Below are 18,749 nucleotides of genomic sequence, written 5' to 3'. Positions count from 1 at the left end.
TTATTGAAATGATGGAAATCATCAGAATAATCCCGGAAAATACCGGGATCTTTAGAAATCAAAGCCTGGTGGCTGAGAAAACTCCCGTTCTCGCCATCGGCTGATGAAAATAAATCAGCGGACCCTAGTTATATCCACAATAAAGGGGAGAGGTTTATGGGACCTATTGTAGGGCGCTATGCCAACAGAATAGCCAAAGGAACTTTCTCCCTGGACGGTAAAGCATATCATTTACCGATCAATAACAACGGACAGACGTTGCATGGTGGACTGAAGGGACTTGACTTGGTCGTCTGGAACGTCGATTCTGTAACTGACCATTCCATCGTCATGTCTTATACTTCAAAGGATGGTGAAGAGGGTTTTCCCGGCAATCTGAAATTGAAGGTGAAATATGAAGTCGGAGATAATGACGAAATGACGATCAACTACTGGGCTACAACTGATAAACCGACGGTCGTCAACTTAAGCAGTCATGTCCTGTACAATTTGAAAGGCGAGGGGAATGGGACGATCTTGGATCATCTGGTGACAATTTATGGGGATTCCATCACACCTATTGACAAAAATATGATTCCGACAGGAAAGATTCAAAAGGTCGACGGGTCTGCATTCGATTTCAGGAGAACCAAAGCGATAGGGCAGGATATTAACCGCGCTTATAAACAATTGAAACTCGCTCATGGATATGACCATAACTGGGTCTTATACAAGAAAGACAAAGGAGCGATTAAGTTGGCTGTCCGCGTCACTGAACCTTCAACAGACAGAGTGATGGAAATATATACTGACCAACCGGGTCTGCAGTTCTACAGCGGCAACTTCATGGACGGGAAAGTGAAATGCAGTAATGGTAAGTTCATGAAATATAGGGAGAGCTTTGCCTTTGAACCACAGAAATATCCGGATAGTCCGAATCATAAGAATTTCCCGAGTACAGTCCTGAAACCCGGAGAAGTGTATCGCCAAACTTCTATTTATAAATTTTATGTTGATAAATAGAACTTTCTGACGATATGAATTCAGTGTGTTGATCTTCTTCCCGGATATCTTTACAGAATTGAAGGATTTCTTGGGGAGGAGGTCATTACATTAAAACTCTTATATCTTCATCCCTTATGAAGGAGAGATGATTCATTCATGCTTTTCAGACAGACTGAGATATATTGTTGGGAGACCGCAGATGGTTCAACCGAGTGCCTTTGACCCTCTGCTGAAGTGTTCTGCAAAAGGTTCGCCTGACTCATATTCATATTACCTTAATAATATCAATGCTGATGTTGAAAAACCATGATTCCGGTAATTTCCTGAATGTGTATACTTTATTCTTATCTTTAGTGTCCACAGAATAACTGCTTTCAGCAATTGTTTAGTTGGATGTGAGCGCTATGTAAGTGATCGATAATTTATATTTTTCTTAATGTATGAAGAAAATTATTTCGTTAGGTTTAGTTTTATCCTTATTCTTACCAGTGAGTTCTCAGGTCAGTTTGGTGAAAAGCGGGGATAAGGGATTTCCTGTATATACAAGTTCACAAGAGGCTCCTGTGTTGTATAATGGCTCAGACGCTCTGGTTATCGGAAAAGTAGCTTCCTTGTTCTCCGATGATGTTAAAAGAGTTACGGGTCATAGGCTACGTATTATTAATTCAGATAAAGAAAAAACGAGTTTATCCCATGCGATTATCGTCGGAACTTTAAGGGAAAGTTCATTGATTAAGGATATCGTAAATAGGGGGAAAATTGATACGATAGGTCTGACTCGCGGTTGGGAAAGATATCGGATACAACTTGTCCGTCATCCTCTTCCTGGGATAAAATCAGCAATAGTTATTGCCGGCAGTGACCGGCGTGGCGCTGCCTATGGTCTGCTTTCTCTATCCAAGGCTATAGGGGTCAATCCCTGGTATTGGTGGATGGATGCACCGGTACAGCACCATCGGCAATTGACGGTTCAGGTTAAAAGTTGTCTATCCCCTCAACCTTCCGTCAAATATCGAGGCATATTTATCAACGACGAAGACTGGGGCCTCCAACCTTGGGCAGCAAAGAATTTTGAAAAGCGACAGGGAAATATCGGTCCCCGAACCTATGCAAAAGTATGCGAGTTGCTGCTCAGGCTACAGGCCAATTACCTTTGCCCGGCCATGCACAATTGTTCCACAGCCTTTTATCAAATTGCGGAGAACAAACTTGTTGCGGATACCTTTGCAATCGCCATTGGCACTTCCCATTGCGAGCCGTTGGGGCTCAATACCGCCAGCGAATGGTCCATGAAAAAGTATGGTGATTGGGATTACGCCAACAACAGTTACCGGATGGACAGTGTGTTGCGATCGAGAGTGGAGGAGAGTGCCCCTTACGAAAGCGTCTATACTATAGCCTTGCGTGGCCTGCACGATGTGCCGATGAAAGCGGGAAAGGATATGGCCGAACGTAGGGACCTGATGCAGCGTGCCCTGGAATCGCAAAGAAAGATCTTGTCTGATGTCCTTGGAAAGAAAGTTGAAGATATTCCACAGGTCTTTACGCCTTACAAGGAAGTACTTGACGTATATGATGCGGGCTTGAAAGTTCCGGATGACGTGACGATTATTTGGCCGGATGATGATTATGGGTATATGAAGCGCTTGAGTGGTCCTAAGGAGCAGTTGCGCAGCGGACGGGCCGGGGTGTACTATCATGCGTCTTATTTGGGCCGGCCCCATAATAACCTCTGGATGAATTCGACGTCACCGGTATTCATGTATGAAGAACTTAACAAGGCCTATTGTACAACGGCCGATCGTGTCTGGCTTTTGAATGCCGGCGATATAAAATCTTGTGAATTTGCAGTGGATTTCTTCTTGAATTTGGCTTATGACATCCACTCTTTCAATTATCAGCGTGTAGCAGACTACCGGTCAGAGTGGACGGCAACGCTATTGGGTGACCGGTACAGGAAGGATTATAGAGAGATTTTCCGTTCTTTTTATAATCTGGCTTTTCAGCGTAGGCCGGAGTTTATGGGTTGGGGCGTCCAGTGGACTTCAGACAGGCACGGGCGTGAGAAGAATACCGATACCGAGTTTTCTCTGATTAATTATCGTGAGGCTGAGCGACGGATGGCTGAATATAGGCGGATCGGCAATAAAGTGTCAGAACTGCTCCGACAGATGCCTTCTGACTCAAAACCTTGTTTCTTTGAGTCCGTCTATTATCCGGTTAAGGGTTGTGAGTTGATGAACTGCAAGTTCCTCTTGGCTCAGAAGAACCGTTGGTATGCTTTTCAGCATAGGGCAGCGACGAATCGGGTTGCAAACGAATCGGAAGTTTGTTATGATAGTTTGAATATCATCACTCATATTTATAACACGATCTTAAACGGGAAATGGAACCATGTCATAGCGATGCGTCAAAATGATGCTGCATCAGACTATGAAAGACCGGAACTTCGAACGATTTCTCTCGCTCCTGAAGCAAAGATGGGACTGTTCGTAGAGGGCGAAGAACTGATTCCCGGTTTTATGGGATACCATACATTGCCGGCCTTTAATAAATATTTGCCTCAATCTCATTTTATCGATATTTTTGATAAAGGTTCCGTTCCTCTTTCCTGGAGAACTTCTACGTCTGAACGTTGGATCAAGTTAAGTGTCCGGGAAGGGAATACGTCGACAGAACAGCGTGTGGAAGTGTCAATTGACTGGAAACTCGTTCCTAAGGATGACCATCTATTAGGAAAAGTTGTTTTTATTTCGTCCTCAGGAGAACGTGACTCTGTCATAGTCCCTGTATTCAATCCGGCAACACCCTCCGGATTGCCGTCTGACTCACTTTTTGTTGAGGATGACGGTTATGTTTCCATTGACGCCGCTCATTTTTCAAGGAAATCGGAAAATCAAGATATTAAAATTCATGTTATCCCTAATCTGGGATGTGAAGGATCGTGTGTCCAACTGGGCGATCCTATAGCTCCTTCCCAAAATACAAGGGAACGGAACGTACCGTATGTGGAATATGATTTCTATACTTTCGAGCAAGGACCGGTAGATGTTTATACTTATGTGCTTCCTACTTTTACTTTGTCCGGGGATGAAGGCTTTGCCGGACATGAATCTACTAACTTAGAAACTCAATATGGCGTTGCCATTGACGGTAATCCTATTGCATTGGCCTCTACATCTTCTTTCGAATATGCCCAGGAATGGTATAGTAGCGTCTTGAGAAATACGAGGATCAACAAGAATACCCTCTATGTTGGTCACCCCGGGAAGCATACCTTGCGTATCGTGTGTGGAAATGCTGGTACTTTATTGCAAAAGATTGTGCTGGATTTCGGCGGTTTGAAGCATTCTTATATGGGACCTCAACCGACTCGTAAAATGTAGTCAATTACCATGGGTATAACTATAATGGAGTTTCGTATAAGTGAGACAAAGAGACGGGGGAGCGGGTTGCTCGCATCGTGGCTCTTTCTACAGACATGGTGATTTTCTGAATATATAGATCTTAATCTTATCATTATGAAACAGTTGATTCTTTTATTGTTGATGATCGGTTCTTGCGTCTACGCATTAGGACGCGGACAATGGTCAGAGCGCCGGACTTTGAAGTGGGAAAGGAAGGTAGGAGTGATAAAAGGCTTCAACCAACCTGTGAGGCCTTATCCCGATATGTCGTTGGATGTCATGTTTGAAAAAGCTCATGATACCGGTCTGAATAATGTGAGAATGTTTTTCGGAGGAACAGCCGAAGAGGTCATTCGCCAAATCAGACAGTATACAGATGTCGCCTACAAGCATGGGATAACGATGTCACCAGTCCTTTCTGCTCCGGTTCCGGAGGCTTATTATAAGAGTGAGGGTGAAGACACGGTCTGCCTGAAGGTGACAAAGGAATATACGCAAAAGGTCATAGGCGCTTTTGCCAAAGACAAACGGGTCATCCTTTGGGATCTGTTCAATGAACCCGGCAATCTGAACCTCCCTGCGGATAAGAAACAGAAAAAATTCATACTTCAATTGAAACTTATTGAGAAACTGTTGGCCTGGGCCAGGGAAACGAATCCGATCCAGGCCATGAGTTCTTCCATATTCTGGCGAGATGATCTCCTGGATGAGGATAAAGATCCTTCGAACCGGTTGGCTTGGAAGGTGGAGGGAATGATGGATGTTCATAATTTCCATGATTATGCCTGTGGGGATAGGGATGGGACTTACACCCGGCGCCTGATTGATGTGTTGAAAAAGATCAGCAATCGTCCTTTGGTCTGCACGGAATGTCTGACTCGTGTGAATAATTCCGGCCTTGACCGTACCTTCTCTTGTTTTGCGAAGAATAATGTCCATTGGTATCTATGGGGACTCTATATGTGCGATGCCAACTGGGATGTCAAATGGTCTCGTTCAACTTATGATCCCTATGAACCTGGATTCCATAATCTCTTTCGACCTGACGGTGAACCGATCGATTATCGGGATATAGAACTCATCCGCAATTATCAGTTTACTGCCGGTCAACCTACGGATATCGGCGCTGAATATACTTGCCGATGGCCGATGGACAGGGCATGGCGGTGGATGTCTTGCGGACCGGTAAAGGGAGTGAAAGGACTGAATATCCTGTCTGTGGATTCCGCATCTTCCATTATATCTAAAGGTATAAATAGCATCAATGTAAAATTGGATTATAGGGATTATTCGGCCAACCGGGATTTGTTCTTCAAGAATACAGATCAAATTTTAAATAAGGCCAAATCTCTTCACCTGACCGTTCTCTTTACTCTCCTGACAGATCAAGACGTGACGTCCTCTCAGAAAGGCGTTTTGCAGTATGTTTCAGAAACCATTCGCAGATATTATCATGATCCCCGCATAGAAGGCTGGGATCTCTGGTTTCATCCCGGAGAGCATATAGAGGATACGGCGCTTGTCAGCAATTTTGTGAAGAAAGTCTTCAGGGAGGCACGTTATGAATATCCGAATCAACCTGTCATGATGACGCCTTATGTCAAAGTAAAAGATTTTCCGGACCACTTCGATTACCGGGATGCCTTTGTTCATGGGCATTATAATGGATGGATAGGATTAGTATATGGAGGCGGCAGCAATGACCGCATAACCTATCTGATTTGGAACTTAAGTGACGTCATTGCGTTTTCCAGTACTCAAGATGCCAAGCAAACCGGCTATCTGAAGGCAGTCGCTTACCGCTATGGACGCCCGATATTCTGTACGTCATGGTCGACCGGAAACAAAGTTGGAGATACTGAAGTCCTTGATAAATTCTCTCGCAGCCATGTCTTTTGGTACTATGCTCATCCGGCCGTTGACAGTTCTCTGACGAAGAACTTTCATTTCCAGCCCATTTGTACGGAGCATTGAAAGAGGGGAGTTTGCGGTGACGTCTTTATAATATGATGTAGTAGAATTTAAAATAAAATATTAAGGTCAATCATGAAGAGAATTTTCTTATGCTGCTTGAGTTTTATCTTTGGATTAGTGGTTGTGTATGGAAGCAATCCGAATGGTCTTTCTTTGAAAAAGAACCGCCTGGGACTTGAAATCAGCCTGTCCCCCTATCAAGTTTGTTTGGGCAAGACAGAACCGTCGAGAGCAAACGATTCTGTGATGGCCCGGATATCATGGAACGCTCATCCGGGGTATGTCTATTCCCTGACCCTTTCCAATGCAAAAAACAATCTGTCAGAAAAGGTGTTGGGAAAAGCGAGGGTCTCAAAGATTGGAAAGAGGACCATAGGTCTCACGAGCCGTCAGATAGGGCGGGCCATTTCCCGAATGGGTCTGTCAAAGGATACGATGGCGGTCTTGAGAGTTACGGTTTCTGCCTTGAAGGCTAAGAGAAGGATGCTGAAGACACGGGATTTGCGAGTTTGTTATAAGAATACTTTTTCCTTGCCGCCCTTATCCGGTGACAGTCTCCGCATCGCAAGTTACAATCTTTTGTTTGAAAAGACGGTCCCCCCGGTAAATTCGCAGAAATGGGTTGCCCGCCGGGTGCAGGTGGAGCGTCTGTTCCGGGCTTGTCATTTAGATGTTGTCGGGACGCAGGAGGCTCTGACCAGACAAGTGAATGACCTTCTTGCAGACTTGCCGGACTATGCACGTCTGGGTACTGATCTTTGGGGAGCTTTCAGTGCAGGGAATGAAAACGAGGCATTGTTCTATAACAAGAAGCGCTTGAAGGTGCTGGAGAGCGGGGAGTTCTGGTATTCGACGGCACCGGACAAGGCCGGCTCCTACAGTTGGGGGGCAACCTATCCTCGGATGTGCATTTGGGGGAAATTCCAGGAGAAATCTACCGGCAAAATATTCTTTGTCTTCAATTCCCATTTCCATGTAGATTTTCCACAGTCCCGCCTGGAGTCAGCTAAATTACTGTTGTCAAAAGTCGTCAGCCGTTTGTCGGAAGGTTATCCGGTCATCTGCACGGGAGATTTCAATTCCGATGATCGTTCGGCAGCCTTGCAGATACTCCTGAAAAGCGGTTATCTGTTTGATACGAAGGCTCTTGCTGCCTCTTATTCCGGATGTACCGGGACGTATCACGGTTTTGATCTGTCTAAGATGCCGTCGGTCGTACTTGACCATATATTTGTCACCAAAGGTGTAACCGTAGGAGCCTATCGGGTCGTAGACGAGGAATTGCAAACCGGCAAATTCGGGTCGGACCACCTCCCAGTCATTACAGACGTCAAACTCCCATAAAAGACCTTTTGGGTTTTATATTTGACCAATGCTGACAAGTGTTGGAGGAGAATTATTGGTGGGAATACAAAAGTACGTATAGATGTCTGAGATCCAATTGCTTGTTTCCTCTAAATCTCATGGAACGGTCTGAATGATAGGATAATAAAAGGTTGGAGACCGTTTCTTAATCTTTTTTTATCCGTATTTCCCTTTATTTGTTTTGGCATTTAAAAGGAATATGCGTATCTTTGAAGCCTGGAATAGAAATCATGAAATACAGAATCAGGTCATAGTTCCCGCTTTCCTTTTATTGATCTTTTCTAAACGAGTCATAGACGGAAAGAAATATTCCTTTTGATATGTGCTGATTTTTCTCTGTTTATAAGACGAGACACTTTTGTGAATTATAACCATGAGCTTTAAAGAATATAATGAAAAATGAAAGGATTTAGATTTTACAGTTTAATGGCATTGCTGGCATTGTGTCCTATTGGTCTGATGTCACAAAATCATGAGAATTATAGGCTGCGTGCAGCGAAAGTGGTCAAGCAGATGACCCTGGACGAGAAGATCTCTCAGATGCACGGGACCAGTAACAAGCAGCAATTCAGAATTGTCTTAGGCGTAGAGAGACTCCATATCCCTGACCTTCCTTTGTGTAACGGACCTGCAGGACTAGGCCCCGCAGGCAAAGGTCATGAGGGCCGTGCCACTGCTCTGCCGGCTCCCATCTCGCTGGCCGCCACGTGGGATCGTTCAGCTGCTTTCCTCTATGGTCAGATCGCCGGGGGAGAATCGGCTGATTATGGCAATGTCTTATTGGAGGCACCGGATGTCAATATTGCCAGAACTCCTCATAACGGACGTACCTTTGAAGGTTTTGGCGAGGATCCTTTCCTGAGTGGCGTATTGTCTGTAGCTAATATCAAAGGGATTCAAAAAGAGGGCGTGATGGCAAATGTCAAGCATTATGCCGCTAATAATCAGGAGCGTGACCGGTTTGAGGTAGACGAGACCATAGACGAACGTACACTTCGTGAAATTTATTTGCCTGCCTTTGAAATGTCTGTGAAAGAAGGTAAAGTCGCTTCTGTCATGGCCGCCTACAATAAATTGAATGGGCAGCATTGTACTGAAAACCATTTCCTGTTGACCGATGTGCTGAAGAACGAATGGCATTTCGATGGTTTTATTACTTCCGATTTCGGAGCTGTCCACAGTACGGTCCCTTGTATCAAAGCTGGTTTGGATTTGGAACTGCCGGATGACAAGTATTTTGGACCGGCACTGAGAAAAGCCATTGATAATGGGGAAGTGGCTGAATCTGAATTGGACGGGAAATTGATCCGTCGGTTCAGTACCATGATGAAGTTCGGTGTCTGGGACAAGATGCCTGAGCGCAAAGCTATTCCTGCTGAAAATGCTGATTATGCTAAAAAACTCAGTGAAGACGGAATGGTCTTGTTGAAAAACGAGAAGGATCTATTGCCGCTTTCTAAGGGACAGATCCATAGCATTGCCTTGATCGGACCTTATTCTGCCAAGGCTTCTACGGGAGGTGGAGGCAGCTCTCGTGTAGACCCGATCATCCGGATTAGTCCGGAAGAAGGAATGCAGCAGTTCCTCGGTAGCGGTATAAAAGTTTACCGGTACAGCGGCCTTGATGCCGACAGTGCATTGACTGTAGCGAAGAAGGCTGATGCCGTAGTCCTCGAATTGGGTGACAGTCAGTCTGAAGGTAGTGACCATTCGATCAGTTTGGGAGATGCCCAGAATAATTTGGCTTCAGCCGTGTTGCAGGCTATACCTCAGACCGTCGTGGTCTTAAAGACAGGTGGCCCTATCCTGATGCCTTGGATCAAACAGTGCAGTACTTTGCTGCAAGCTTGGTATCCGGGAGAGGAAGATGGCCTGGCTGTGGCTGAAGTACTGTTCGGAAAAGCTTATCCCGGCGGAAAATTGCCGATTACGTTCCCTGTGAGTGATAAGCAGACTCCTATGCAATCTGCCGAACAATATCCCGGAATCAACAAGGAAGTGAAATATACGGAAGGGCTCTTCGTCGGCTATCGCTGGTATGACCAGAACAAGGTGGAACCTTTGTTCCCGTTTGGTTATGGTCTGTCCTACACGAACTTTAAACTTTCTGGTATGAAACTCACCAAGAAAGGGAAGACTGCCAACGTGGTGGTTAAGGTGGAGAACACCGGGAAGAGAGAAGGCTCGGAAGTTGTACAGGTTTACGTCGGACTGCCTGCAGAGGTAAAGGATGCTCCTGAACAACTGAAAGGTTTCTCCAAGGTGAAACTGCAACCGGGCGAATCGAAAGTTGTCTCGATTCCGTTGAACGAGCGTGCTTTCTCCTACTGGGAGAGTTCTATTCACGGATGGAAAGTACCGGCAGACCGTATTAAGGTATCTGTAGGCACCTCATCCCGTAATCTGGTGTGGAGTCAGTATGTCAGTTTGTAAATGATACGTTTATTCCGGCAGATGGCAACGGCAATGATGAGCGAATCTTGTTGTCTGCCGGAAATAAAAGATATCCGGAAGAAAATATTTGATACGTAAACTGTTTTCATGAATTATAAGAGAATTGTTTTATTTCTTGTGCCTTTTTTGCTTTTCCCACTTTCCGATCTGGCAAAGAGAGTGACAACAAGTAGGCCCCATGGTCTGATGACTGATCTAATCGCACATACAGAATTGATATGGCAAAACGGGCAAGTGACTAAGATCCCGATCTGGAAAGCGAATCTCCTGAAATCTCCGTTTCAATATGCTGCAATCCGTTCTTCCCATCCCAGATTTACTTGGATAGTTGATGATGGAATGGAAGACAGCACTTACCAACAGGCTTACCGCATCATCGTATCTGACAAACTTGCTGATATGCGGTCCAACAGAGGTACGCTCTGGAACAGTGGATGGGTCAACAGTAACCAGTCTGTTGCCGTCGCCTATCAGGGCAAGAGGTTAAGACCTAATACAACCTATTTCTGGAAAGTGAAGGAAGTGACCAATACTGGTGGTGAAAGCAATTGGTCAGCAGTGAAAGCTTTCCGTACGGGACCGGTGCTTTCCGATGAGTCCGTCTCTTTTTATCCTTTGGAGAAGGTGAAGGAGTATCCTGACTCCTTGACTGCTCCTGCTCCGGACGTCTTGCTTGCCGATTTTGGCAAGGATGCCTTCAGCCAGATCTCTTTGAAAATTTATTCCTCGGGGAAAAGTGATACGGTCAGAGTCCGCTTAGGGGAATGCCTGGCAAACGGCAGGATCAATCGCAATCCCGGGGGAACGATTCGTTACAGTGAATATGATTTGCCATTGAAGAAGGGGAGTCATGTCTATTCCATCCAAATTATCAAAAATCATCGTAATACCTCAGGGAATGCCATACTCATGCCGAAATACATCGGGGAAGTGGTGCCGTTCAGGTATTGTGAAATAGAAGGCAAGGGCATCCGCTTGAAGAAAGAGGATATCGTACGTCAATTCGTCCATTATCCTTTCAATGATGAGGCTTCTTCTTTCAATTGTAATAATGCCATTCTGAACAAGGTGTATGATCTGTGCAAGTATTCCGTCAAGGCCACTTCTTTCGCAGGTGTCTATGTGGATGGCGACAGGGAACGGATCCCTTACGCAGCTGATGCTTACATCAACCAACTGAGCCACTATGGTGTCGACCGGGAGTATTCGATGGCGAGGCGGACTTACTATTATATTCTGAATCATCCCACTTGGCCTACTGAATGGATCTTGCAGACAGCATTGCTGGCATGGAATGATTATTTGTTTACGGGTGATAACCGTATGCTTCTGTCGACCTGGCAGCAACTGGAACCTTACATCCTGACTGACCTGCAGGAAAAGAATGGTCTGATCAGCACCAGAACGGGATTGCAGACACCGGCGTTCCTGGCCTCTATCAAATCTAAAGGCAAAATCAGTGATATTGTGGATTGGCCGAGTTATGGACAAGGCTTGAATGAAAATATGGGCGGGGAAACGGACGGATTCATCTTTACTGATTACAATACCGTCGTGAACGCTTATTACTATGAAGCGCTGAAAGTCATGTCCCTTATTGCCCGTGCTGTGGGCAGGCAAAATGAATATACTGCTTATTCTCATCATGCCGAGGATATGAAGACACTGTTTAATGATTATTTCTGGAATAAAACAGTGGGGGGCTATCAGGATGGACTGACTACTGCCCACGCTTCGTTGCATTCCAATTTCTTTGCCTTGGCTTTCGATCTTGTCCCTCACGGACGGTATCAGTCGGTCTTCCAATTCATTAAATCCAGGGGAATGGCTTGCAGCGTCTATGGCGCACAGTTTCTGTTAGAGGCATTATATAAAGCGGGGGATGACAGTTATGCCCTGAATCTCTTGACGAAGACAGACGATCGGAGTTGGTACAATATGATGCGGGCCGGTTCTACGATAACGATGGAGGCGTGGGACAATAAATACAAACCCAATCAGGATTGGAACCATGCATGGGGCAGTGCGCCTGCAAACATCATCCCGATGAAATTACTCGGGATAGAACCTCTGGAACCGGGTTATGAGGTCCTGGGTGTCAGACCTCGGATCGGTAATCTGAAGTGGGTTGACGCTACCGTGCCGACGATAAGGGGGGCTGTACACATGCATATAGACAATGATGGCAAGAGTTATCAAGTCCAACTTACGATTCCGGCCAACATGAAGGCAAAACTGGATCTGCCCTTCTCTCCACAAAACTATAATATCACGGACAATGGGAAGGTCATCCGTTTCATACAGTCTGGAGACAGTCCTTCTAGCGTGACTATGCTGGATCCGGGTTTCCATCGACTGATTGTTTCTTATACCGGTAAATCGAATTGAACGGTCCTGCCTGTTGGCTGATAAAAATGAAGAAATGCTGAAAACAGAATTGAGAAAGATGCAGATCAGGGGATGCTTATGCCTGTTGGGACTACTATTTTTAGTCGCCCCCAGTCAATCAGTTGCAGATGTACCGGTAGTTCCGGGGACAGTCATTGACCATATTCCCAAATCTACAGGGAAGTTTATCGGCTCTCCGAGTATCTGTATTCTTCCTGACGGTGTCTATATCGCGTCTCATGACGAGTTTGGCCCTCGGTCTGCTGAATGGCAGGATGCCGTCACTGATGTGTTCCGGTCATCAGACAGAGGAAAGACCTGGGAGAAGGTCTCTCGCATAGAGGATCAGTTCTGGTCAAATCTTTTTTATCATGACGGTGCGTTGTATATAATGGGGACCAACAAGCATCATGGCAATCTGGTCATACGCCGCTCCACAGATGAAGGCAAGTCCTGGACGGTGCCTTATGACAGTAGTCACGGTCTTCTCCTCGAAGGGGAATATCATACGGCACCTGTCCCCATGGTCATCTCCAAAGGCAGGATATGGCGCGCATTGGAATATGCCACCGGAAAAAGCAATGCCTGGGGCGTCCGATACAGTGCGATGATGGTTTCTGCTCCTGTCCATGCAGATCTGCTGAAAGCAGCAAACTGGCAGGCAACGAATCATCTGCCTTTCAACAAACAATATCTGGACGGTCATTTCGGGGGATGGCTTGAAGGAAATGCCGTCCCTGACAGGACTGGGGAAATTGTCGATGTCCTGAGGGTTCATACGCCTCAACTTACGGATGAATACTGTGCAATCGTGACGATTTCTTCCAATGGCAAACAGGCGGAGTTTGACCCTGAAAATTTCTATAAGATGCCTGGCGCTGCCACAAAGTTTACGATCCGGTATGATGAACAGTCCCATAAATATTGGGCGATCGTGAATGCTATTCCGGACAAGATACCTGATCATCTTTCCACTGACCAGGTTCGGAACACCTTAGCGTTGGTGTCTTCCACGGACCTGAAGCAATGGACGGTAGACCGTATTCTGCTTCATCACCCCGATGCTCAGAAACATGCTTTCCAGTATGCCGACTGGCAATTTGACAACAAGAATATCATTTTTGTCTCCCGAACTTCCTTTGATGATGAAGAGGGCGGGGCATCAAGCTATCATGATTCGAATTTCTTTACCTTTCATCGAATAACGGATTTCAGGAATACATCTCGGAATTCCAGATAGAGGATGGTCAGACCCGATCCGTCTCTTTGATAAAAGAATAATAAAAAGTTTGCAGTCTCATCTGAATTTCTTATTTTTGTAACCGATCCGAAGAAAGAATGGTTACAGATAAAGAAAAATATAGAATACTCATCGTAGAAGATGATTTGACTTATGCAACGATGCTTAAGACATGGTTGGGCAAGAAAGGATTTCTCGTCACTACTGCCGGCCAGGTCTCGAAGGCTTGTATGCTGATAGAAAAATCTCCTTTTGACCTTATTCTTTCAGATCTTCGGTTGCCTGACCGTGACGGAACAGCTTTGATCCCTTGGCTACAGAACAAGGGATACAATGTACCGATCATGATCATGACACGGTATGCTGATATCCGTGGAGCTGTACAGGCCATGAAGGAAGGTGCAGTGGACTATGTTGCCAAACCGATCGTGCCTGATGAACTCTTAATTAAAATCAATGATGCTTTGCATCACACTGAACCTGAGGATCACAAGGAACAGGCAAAACAATCACCAGTCGAGAACAACGAAGAGAAAAATGATTTCCTGGAAGGGGAGAGTGAACCGGCACGTAAACTCTATGATTACGTGGCTCTTGTCGCCCCTACGCCGATGTCTGTACTGATCAACGGTGCAAGTGGTACCGGTAAAGAGTATGTGGCACATCGTATTCATCAGTTGAGCAAGCGTGCGGACAAACCGTTTGTGCCAATAGACTGCGGTGCTATCCCTGACGAATTGGCTGCAAGTGAGTTTTTCGGGCATATCAAAGGCTCTTTTACGGGAGCTGTGGCAGATAAGACCGGTGCTTTTGAGGCGGCTAATGGCGGAACATTGTTTTTGGATGAAGTCGGTAATCTGAGTTATAGCGTCCAGGTACAATTGTTGCGTGCCATTCAGGAGCGCTGTATACGAAAGATCGGAACGAATGAAGAAATACAAGTTGATGTCAGACTAGTATGTGCCACCAATGAGAATCTTCAGGAGGCTATTGCCGAAGGCCGGTTCCGGGAAGACCTCTATCATCGAATCAATGAATTTACCCTGCGGATGCCCTCTCTCCATGAGCGGGGTGAGGATGTCCTACTGTTTGCCAATTTCTTTTTGGATAAGGCCAACAAGGAATTGGACCGGTCTATCAAAGGTTTCTCACCGGAAGCCAACAAGGCTCTGCTGGCTTATCCGTGGCCGGGGAATCTGCGTCAACTGAAGAATGTGGTCAAGCGGGCTGTCTTGCTGACTCAGGGCAAATTCATACAACCTGATGTGCTGGATATGGGTGAAACGCCTGATGCCAAAGACTTGAGCCTGCACAATGTGGATACTGAAAAGTCTCGCATCGAGGAGGCTCTGCGCATGACGGGTAATCATAAGGGGAAGGCTGCTGCCTTGCTGGGTATAGACCGCAAGACTCTTTATAATAAAATGAAAGCATTGGGCTTGTAGCCTTTGAATATATAAGGGTTATAATCTCTGAAGATGGAAGGCGGTCCCTTCTTCTCTTCATGAATATTTCCAACTTACTAAAGATGACGACGGAGGAATTACTGAAATACTTTTTCTGCTTCAGTGATGGAACCCCATTTCGTAGTTTCTCGAAAGGCGGCGTCTTGTTTCGAGAAAGAGCAGCCCGCCTTTCGAGAAACTATGACCTTCTCTTTCGAGAAACTACCGCTGCCCATTTTCTCATGGGTGTTTGCCTCCTGCCTATTACTGATTGTGGAGGTTTCTTTCTATGATGTCGCTTGATCGAACGTGCTTTTTCCGCTCCTTTTCTTAAAAGTCTTTTTTGTTGAAAGCAAAGTTCTTGTGAGTAGAGTTCTGTCGTTCCTCTATGACAAATATTGAGGGGAATCTGCTGAATTCACATTAAAGTCTGTTGCTTTGTTGATGGAAAACGGTCTTTTCGCTTGACGTCGCCGAAATTGACAGACGTTTTTGTTTGACCTTACAGAAAAAAGTAGGCTGCCGAGATGGCATCAAACTCATGTAACGGTTAAATTACAAATGGTCTCAACTGCTATTTCTTCCATTTCTGGGCTTCATCAATGATCTTCTGTGAGACCGAGAGAACTGTTTCTGCATTCTTTCGGACTTCATCCGTCATGGATTTCAAGTCACGTTGCTTTTCCAATCCTATCAAAGCGGCTATCGAACTCTTTTCTCCGACTTGTATGAATACGGGAAGCATCTTATGTGCTGTCGCTGTTATGATTTGCACCTCATCGTTTTTCAGTGCCTCCCTGATCAGATTACAGTTCTTCTTGGTTTCGGAGATAAAGGTGAGGATGATTTCCCGTGCTGCATCTTCATCGTCGACGGCGAAGGCGGTAAGTGTTTCGAAATGGAATGGCGAGTTAGATGGTTGCTTTGTCACAGGAGATACTTTTGCCTTGGGTAAAGTTGGGGCTTTTGGTGCAACTTTCGTGACGGTTGCTATCAGTTCTTCTGCTGTAAACGGTTTGTGCAGGCATCCTTCAAAACCGTATTGGCGTAGATCTTCTGTTTGCATCTCACTGCGGGCTGTCAACGCATAAACGGGGGTGGTGATACCTGCCTGCTGAATCATTTTGACAAAATCGAATCCGTTCATTTCGGGCATTTGCACGTCCGTGATGATCGCATCGTAGTCCCCGTTCTTCAGTTGTTTTGCCATATTGAGTGGGTGGAGGTTGGTTGTCAGGATAATGTTCTCATGGGAGAGCATCGCCTCTGTCAGTTGGAGTTGCAAGGGGTCATCGTCGATCATCAGAAGGCGGATCCGGCGGCTTGGCATTTCCGGTTTTTTGATAGTTTCAGATTGTTCTCCGGGTTCTAATGGTATGACGACGCTGAATGTAGAGCCTTTGCCGACTACACTGCTTACGGTGATGTTCCCATTCATCAGTTGACTCAGTTTTTTAGTAATGGATAGTCCTAGTCCGAACCCTTCCTGTCCTTGAGCGTTGGGAAGTCTCGTAAATTCATTGAATATCTTCTGTTGTCCGTCCAATGTTATGCCGGGACCGGTATCTGCGACAGAAAAACAGAGATTGCTGTTGTTCATCCTGACAGACAGGGTGATCGTACCTTTAGCGGTGAATTTCAGTGCATTAGACATCAGGTTCTCTGCGATCTGGCGGATACGGAAGGCGTCTCCACGATAGGTCTTGTTGAGTACCGGGTCACAGGTATATTCCATCTGAATGCTTTTCTGCGTTGCCAAAGGCAGAAAACTCTGATAGACGGCATCAAACAGTTGGGCTGGTTGGAAATTGAGTCTTTCGATCTTTATCTTGTGCTTGTCCAGTTGGTGATAGTCTAGGAGGGAGGTAACCATCCGCAACAGATGCTGCGCAGAGGCCTTCATGCTATTGAGGTAGGTCTGTTGACGCTCATCGTGGGAGATCCTTTTCAGAAGGTCAGTATACCCGAGGATGGAACCTGCAGGCGCCTTGATATCGTGGGAGACGGTCAGCATCAACTGTTCCCGCTCGGCCAGTAGCCGTGAAGCTTTCTCGTTGGCCTCTTCCAGTTGGTTTCTGTATCGGTTGCCTTTTTCTATATCTCTGATGATGATGAATAGGAATACTGCTGCCAGAAGGAGGGCTGTCATGGCAATCCAACCTAATATCTGGACAGAATGCCAGCGTGCAGATTTCATGCTTTCTACCTGTTGTTGCTTCAATAGAATGTTCTCTTCTTCCATGAGTTGTACGAGGTGTCCCATTCTATTGACAACTTCTGATTCGTTGGCTTTCAGTTTCTTTACCTGTCGGTTGATCTGGCGTATCTTCTGCTTGTGCTGATTAGAGGCTCTCAACTTGGTCTTCTCCAACAGTTTCTTGACGGAGTCATTGGGGTTATAGGCCTGCGCCATACTGTCCGATTCCTCTGTGGTACTGACATTCTTCACTTGTACGGAGTCCCCTTTACCGGGAGAAAAGACATCGTGGATACGTTTGAAGATATTTTTCTTCTGCTTGACGACATACTGTTGTGTGACGGTCGTCGTGGTATGTTTCACCTGTGGCTTGTTGATCAGAGTATCCTGGGTCTCGATGAGGCGGTCGATGTAGGGCTCATACTCAGACTGGTTATACATCGTCTTCATTGCTTGCAGGGCATTTTCCATTTGCTGCTCTTTCTGCTTCAACTGTGCCTTTACAGAGTCGACGTGCGCCAATTCCTGTTCGTTGTTGTCCATGGAAGTTGACATCTCATGGTATACGAGACCTCCAGAAAGTCCGATGAGTAAGAGGAGGGCAAAGAATCCGACAGTAACTTTGATTTGAGTTGGGAGATGGAACATATCTTTTAACGTTTTACCATTGCAGATTGCGAATATACACTTTTCGCCTTATAAAAAAGAACAAAGATGCGTTATTTTATGTTTTTTTGACTGCAAACAACAAAAGGGAGAGCGGCAACTGAATGCCTGCTCCCCCCTCTACTCGATTTAATATCAACTCTCAAATTTTCATTGTACTACTTCACCGTTTTCTTTGTACTTTTCAGTAAAGACAGCGTTGTCTTTGGTCTGGATCTTTACTGAGTAAATGGTTGCTCCATTTTCGTCAGCTTTAGTGAAATCAGAGACTGTTGCGCCTGGATAATTTTTGGTAATGTAATCTGTTATGGCTTGCGGCAGGGTCTTTGAATCAGATGATGCTGCGGGTGCCGTAGCTGGCTGCTCTGTCTGTGCTGATGTACTAACTGTGTCTGTCTTTGCGGAATCGGTTCCTTCTACCTGTGCAAATGCTGCAAAACTCATGCTTAACATTGCTACTAATACAAATAACTTTTTCATATCTTTATTCTTTAAATGATTAATAAAATATTTACTACTTGTTCTACTTAATATAGTGCCAAAGGCGTGCCAAAAAACACGTGAATGATATAAATTACTGATTATCAATACGTTTACTAAAAACGTACCATGCCATGCCAACTCCTAAA

At 45.5% G+C, this 18,749-nt stretch carries 10 protein-coding genes; 8 read left to right on the top strand and 2 right to left on the bottom strand.

What is annotated here, in order from left to right; translation table 11 throughout:
• Nucleotides 1-39 precede the first annotated feature (39 nt).
• The 8 genes from NG821_RS10175 (at nt 40) to NG821_RS10140 (ending at nt 15,257) form a co-directional block, all read left to right on the top strand.
• Nucleotides 40-1,002, top strand: a complete 963-nt coding sequence (locus NG821_RS10175; RefSeq protein WP_317233085.1) for an aldose epimerase family protein — start codon at nt 40-42, stop codon at nt 1,000-1,002.
• Nucleotides 1,003-1,424: 422 nt separating this feature from the next.
• Nucleotides 1,425-4,370, top strand: a complete 2,946-nt coding sequence (locus tag NG821_RS10170) for a glycosyl hydrolase 115 family protein (protein ID WP_252761556.1) — start codon at nt 1,425-1,427, stop codon at nt 4,368-4,370.
• Nucleotides 4,371-4,505: 135 nt separating this feature from the next.
• A complete protein-coding gene (locus tag NG821_RS10165; protein ID WP_252761555.1) occupies nt 4,506-6,365 on the top strand; it encodes a glycoside hydrolase 5 family protein in 1,860 nt (619 codons plus the stop codon).
• Nucleotides 6,366-6,437: 72 nt separating this feature from the next.
• Nucleotides 6,438-7,709, top strand: a complete 1,272-nt coding sequence (locus tag NG821_RS10160) for an endonuclease/exonuclease/phosphatase family protein (RefSeq protein ID WP_252761554.1) — start codon at nt 6,438-6,440, stop codon at nt 7,707-7,709.
• 420 nt (nt 7,710-8,129) lie between these two features.
• Nucleotides 8,130-10,163, top strand: coding sequence for a beta-glucosidase family protein (locus NG821_RS10155; RefSeq protein ID WP_252761553.1), 2,034 nt, complete (start codon nt 8,130-8,132; stop codon nt 10,161-10,163).
• Between the two features lie 207 nt (nt 10,164-10,370).
• Entirely contained in the window at nt 10,371-12,572 is a 2,202-nt protein-coding gene (locus NG821_RS10150; protein ID WP_252761552.1) for an alpha-L-rhamnosidase-related protein, read from the top strand.
• Between the two features lie 34 nt (nt 12,573-12,606).
• A complete protein-coding gene (locus NG821_RS10145; protein ID WP_252761551.1) occupies nt 12,607-13,812 on the top strand; it encodes a sialidase family protein in 1,206 nt (401 codons plus the stop codon).
• 98 nt (nt 13,813-13,910) lie between these two features.
• On the top strand, nt 13,911-15,257 hold the full coding sequence (locus NG821_RS10140; RefSeq protein WP_252761550.1) for a sigma-54-dependent transcriptional regulator: 1,347 nt from the start codon (nt 13,911-13,913) through the stop codon (nt 15,255-15,257).
• Nucleotides 15,258-15,831: 574 nt separating this feature from the next.
• Here NG821_RS10140 and NG821_RS10135 read toward each other — a convergent pair.
• Nucleotides 15,832-18,102 (bottom strand): ATP-binding response regulator, encoded by a 2,271-nt coding sequence (locus NG821_RS10135; RefSeq protein ID WP_252761549.1) that lies wholly within the window; start codon nt 18,100-18,102, stop codon nt 15,832-15,834.
• Nucleotides 18,103-18,270: 168 nt separating this feature from the next.
• Complete coding sequence (locus NG821_RS10130) at nt 18,271-18,600, bottom strand: hypothetical protein (protein ID WP_252761548.1); 330 nt, start codon at nt 18,598-18,600, stop codon at nt 18,271-18,273.
• Nucleotides 18,601-18,749: the final 149 nt, after the last annotated feature.

The organism is Segatella cerevisiae, assembly GCF_024054555.1.
Taxonomy (GTDB): Bacteria; Bacteroidota; Bacteroidia; order Bacteroidales; family Bacteroidaceae; genus Prevotella; species Prevotella cerevisiae.
Note: the sequence above shows the minus strand (reverse complement) of the source record. Positions and strands in the feature narration are given on the sequence as shown.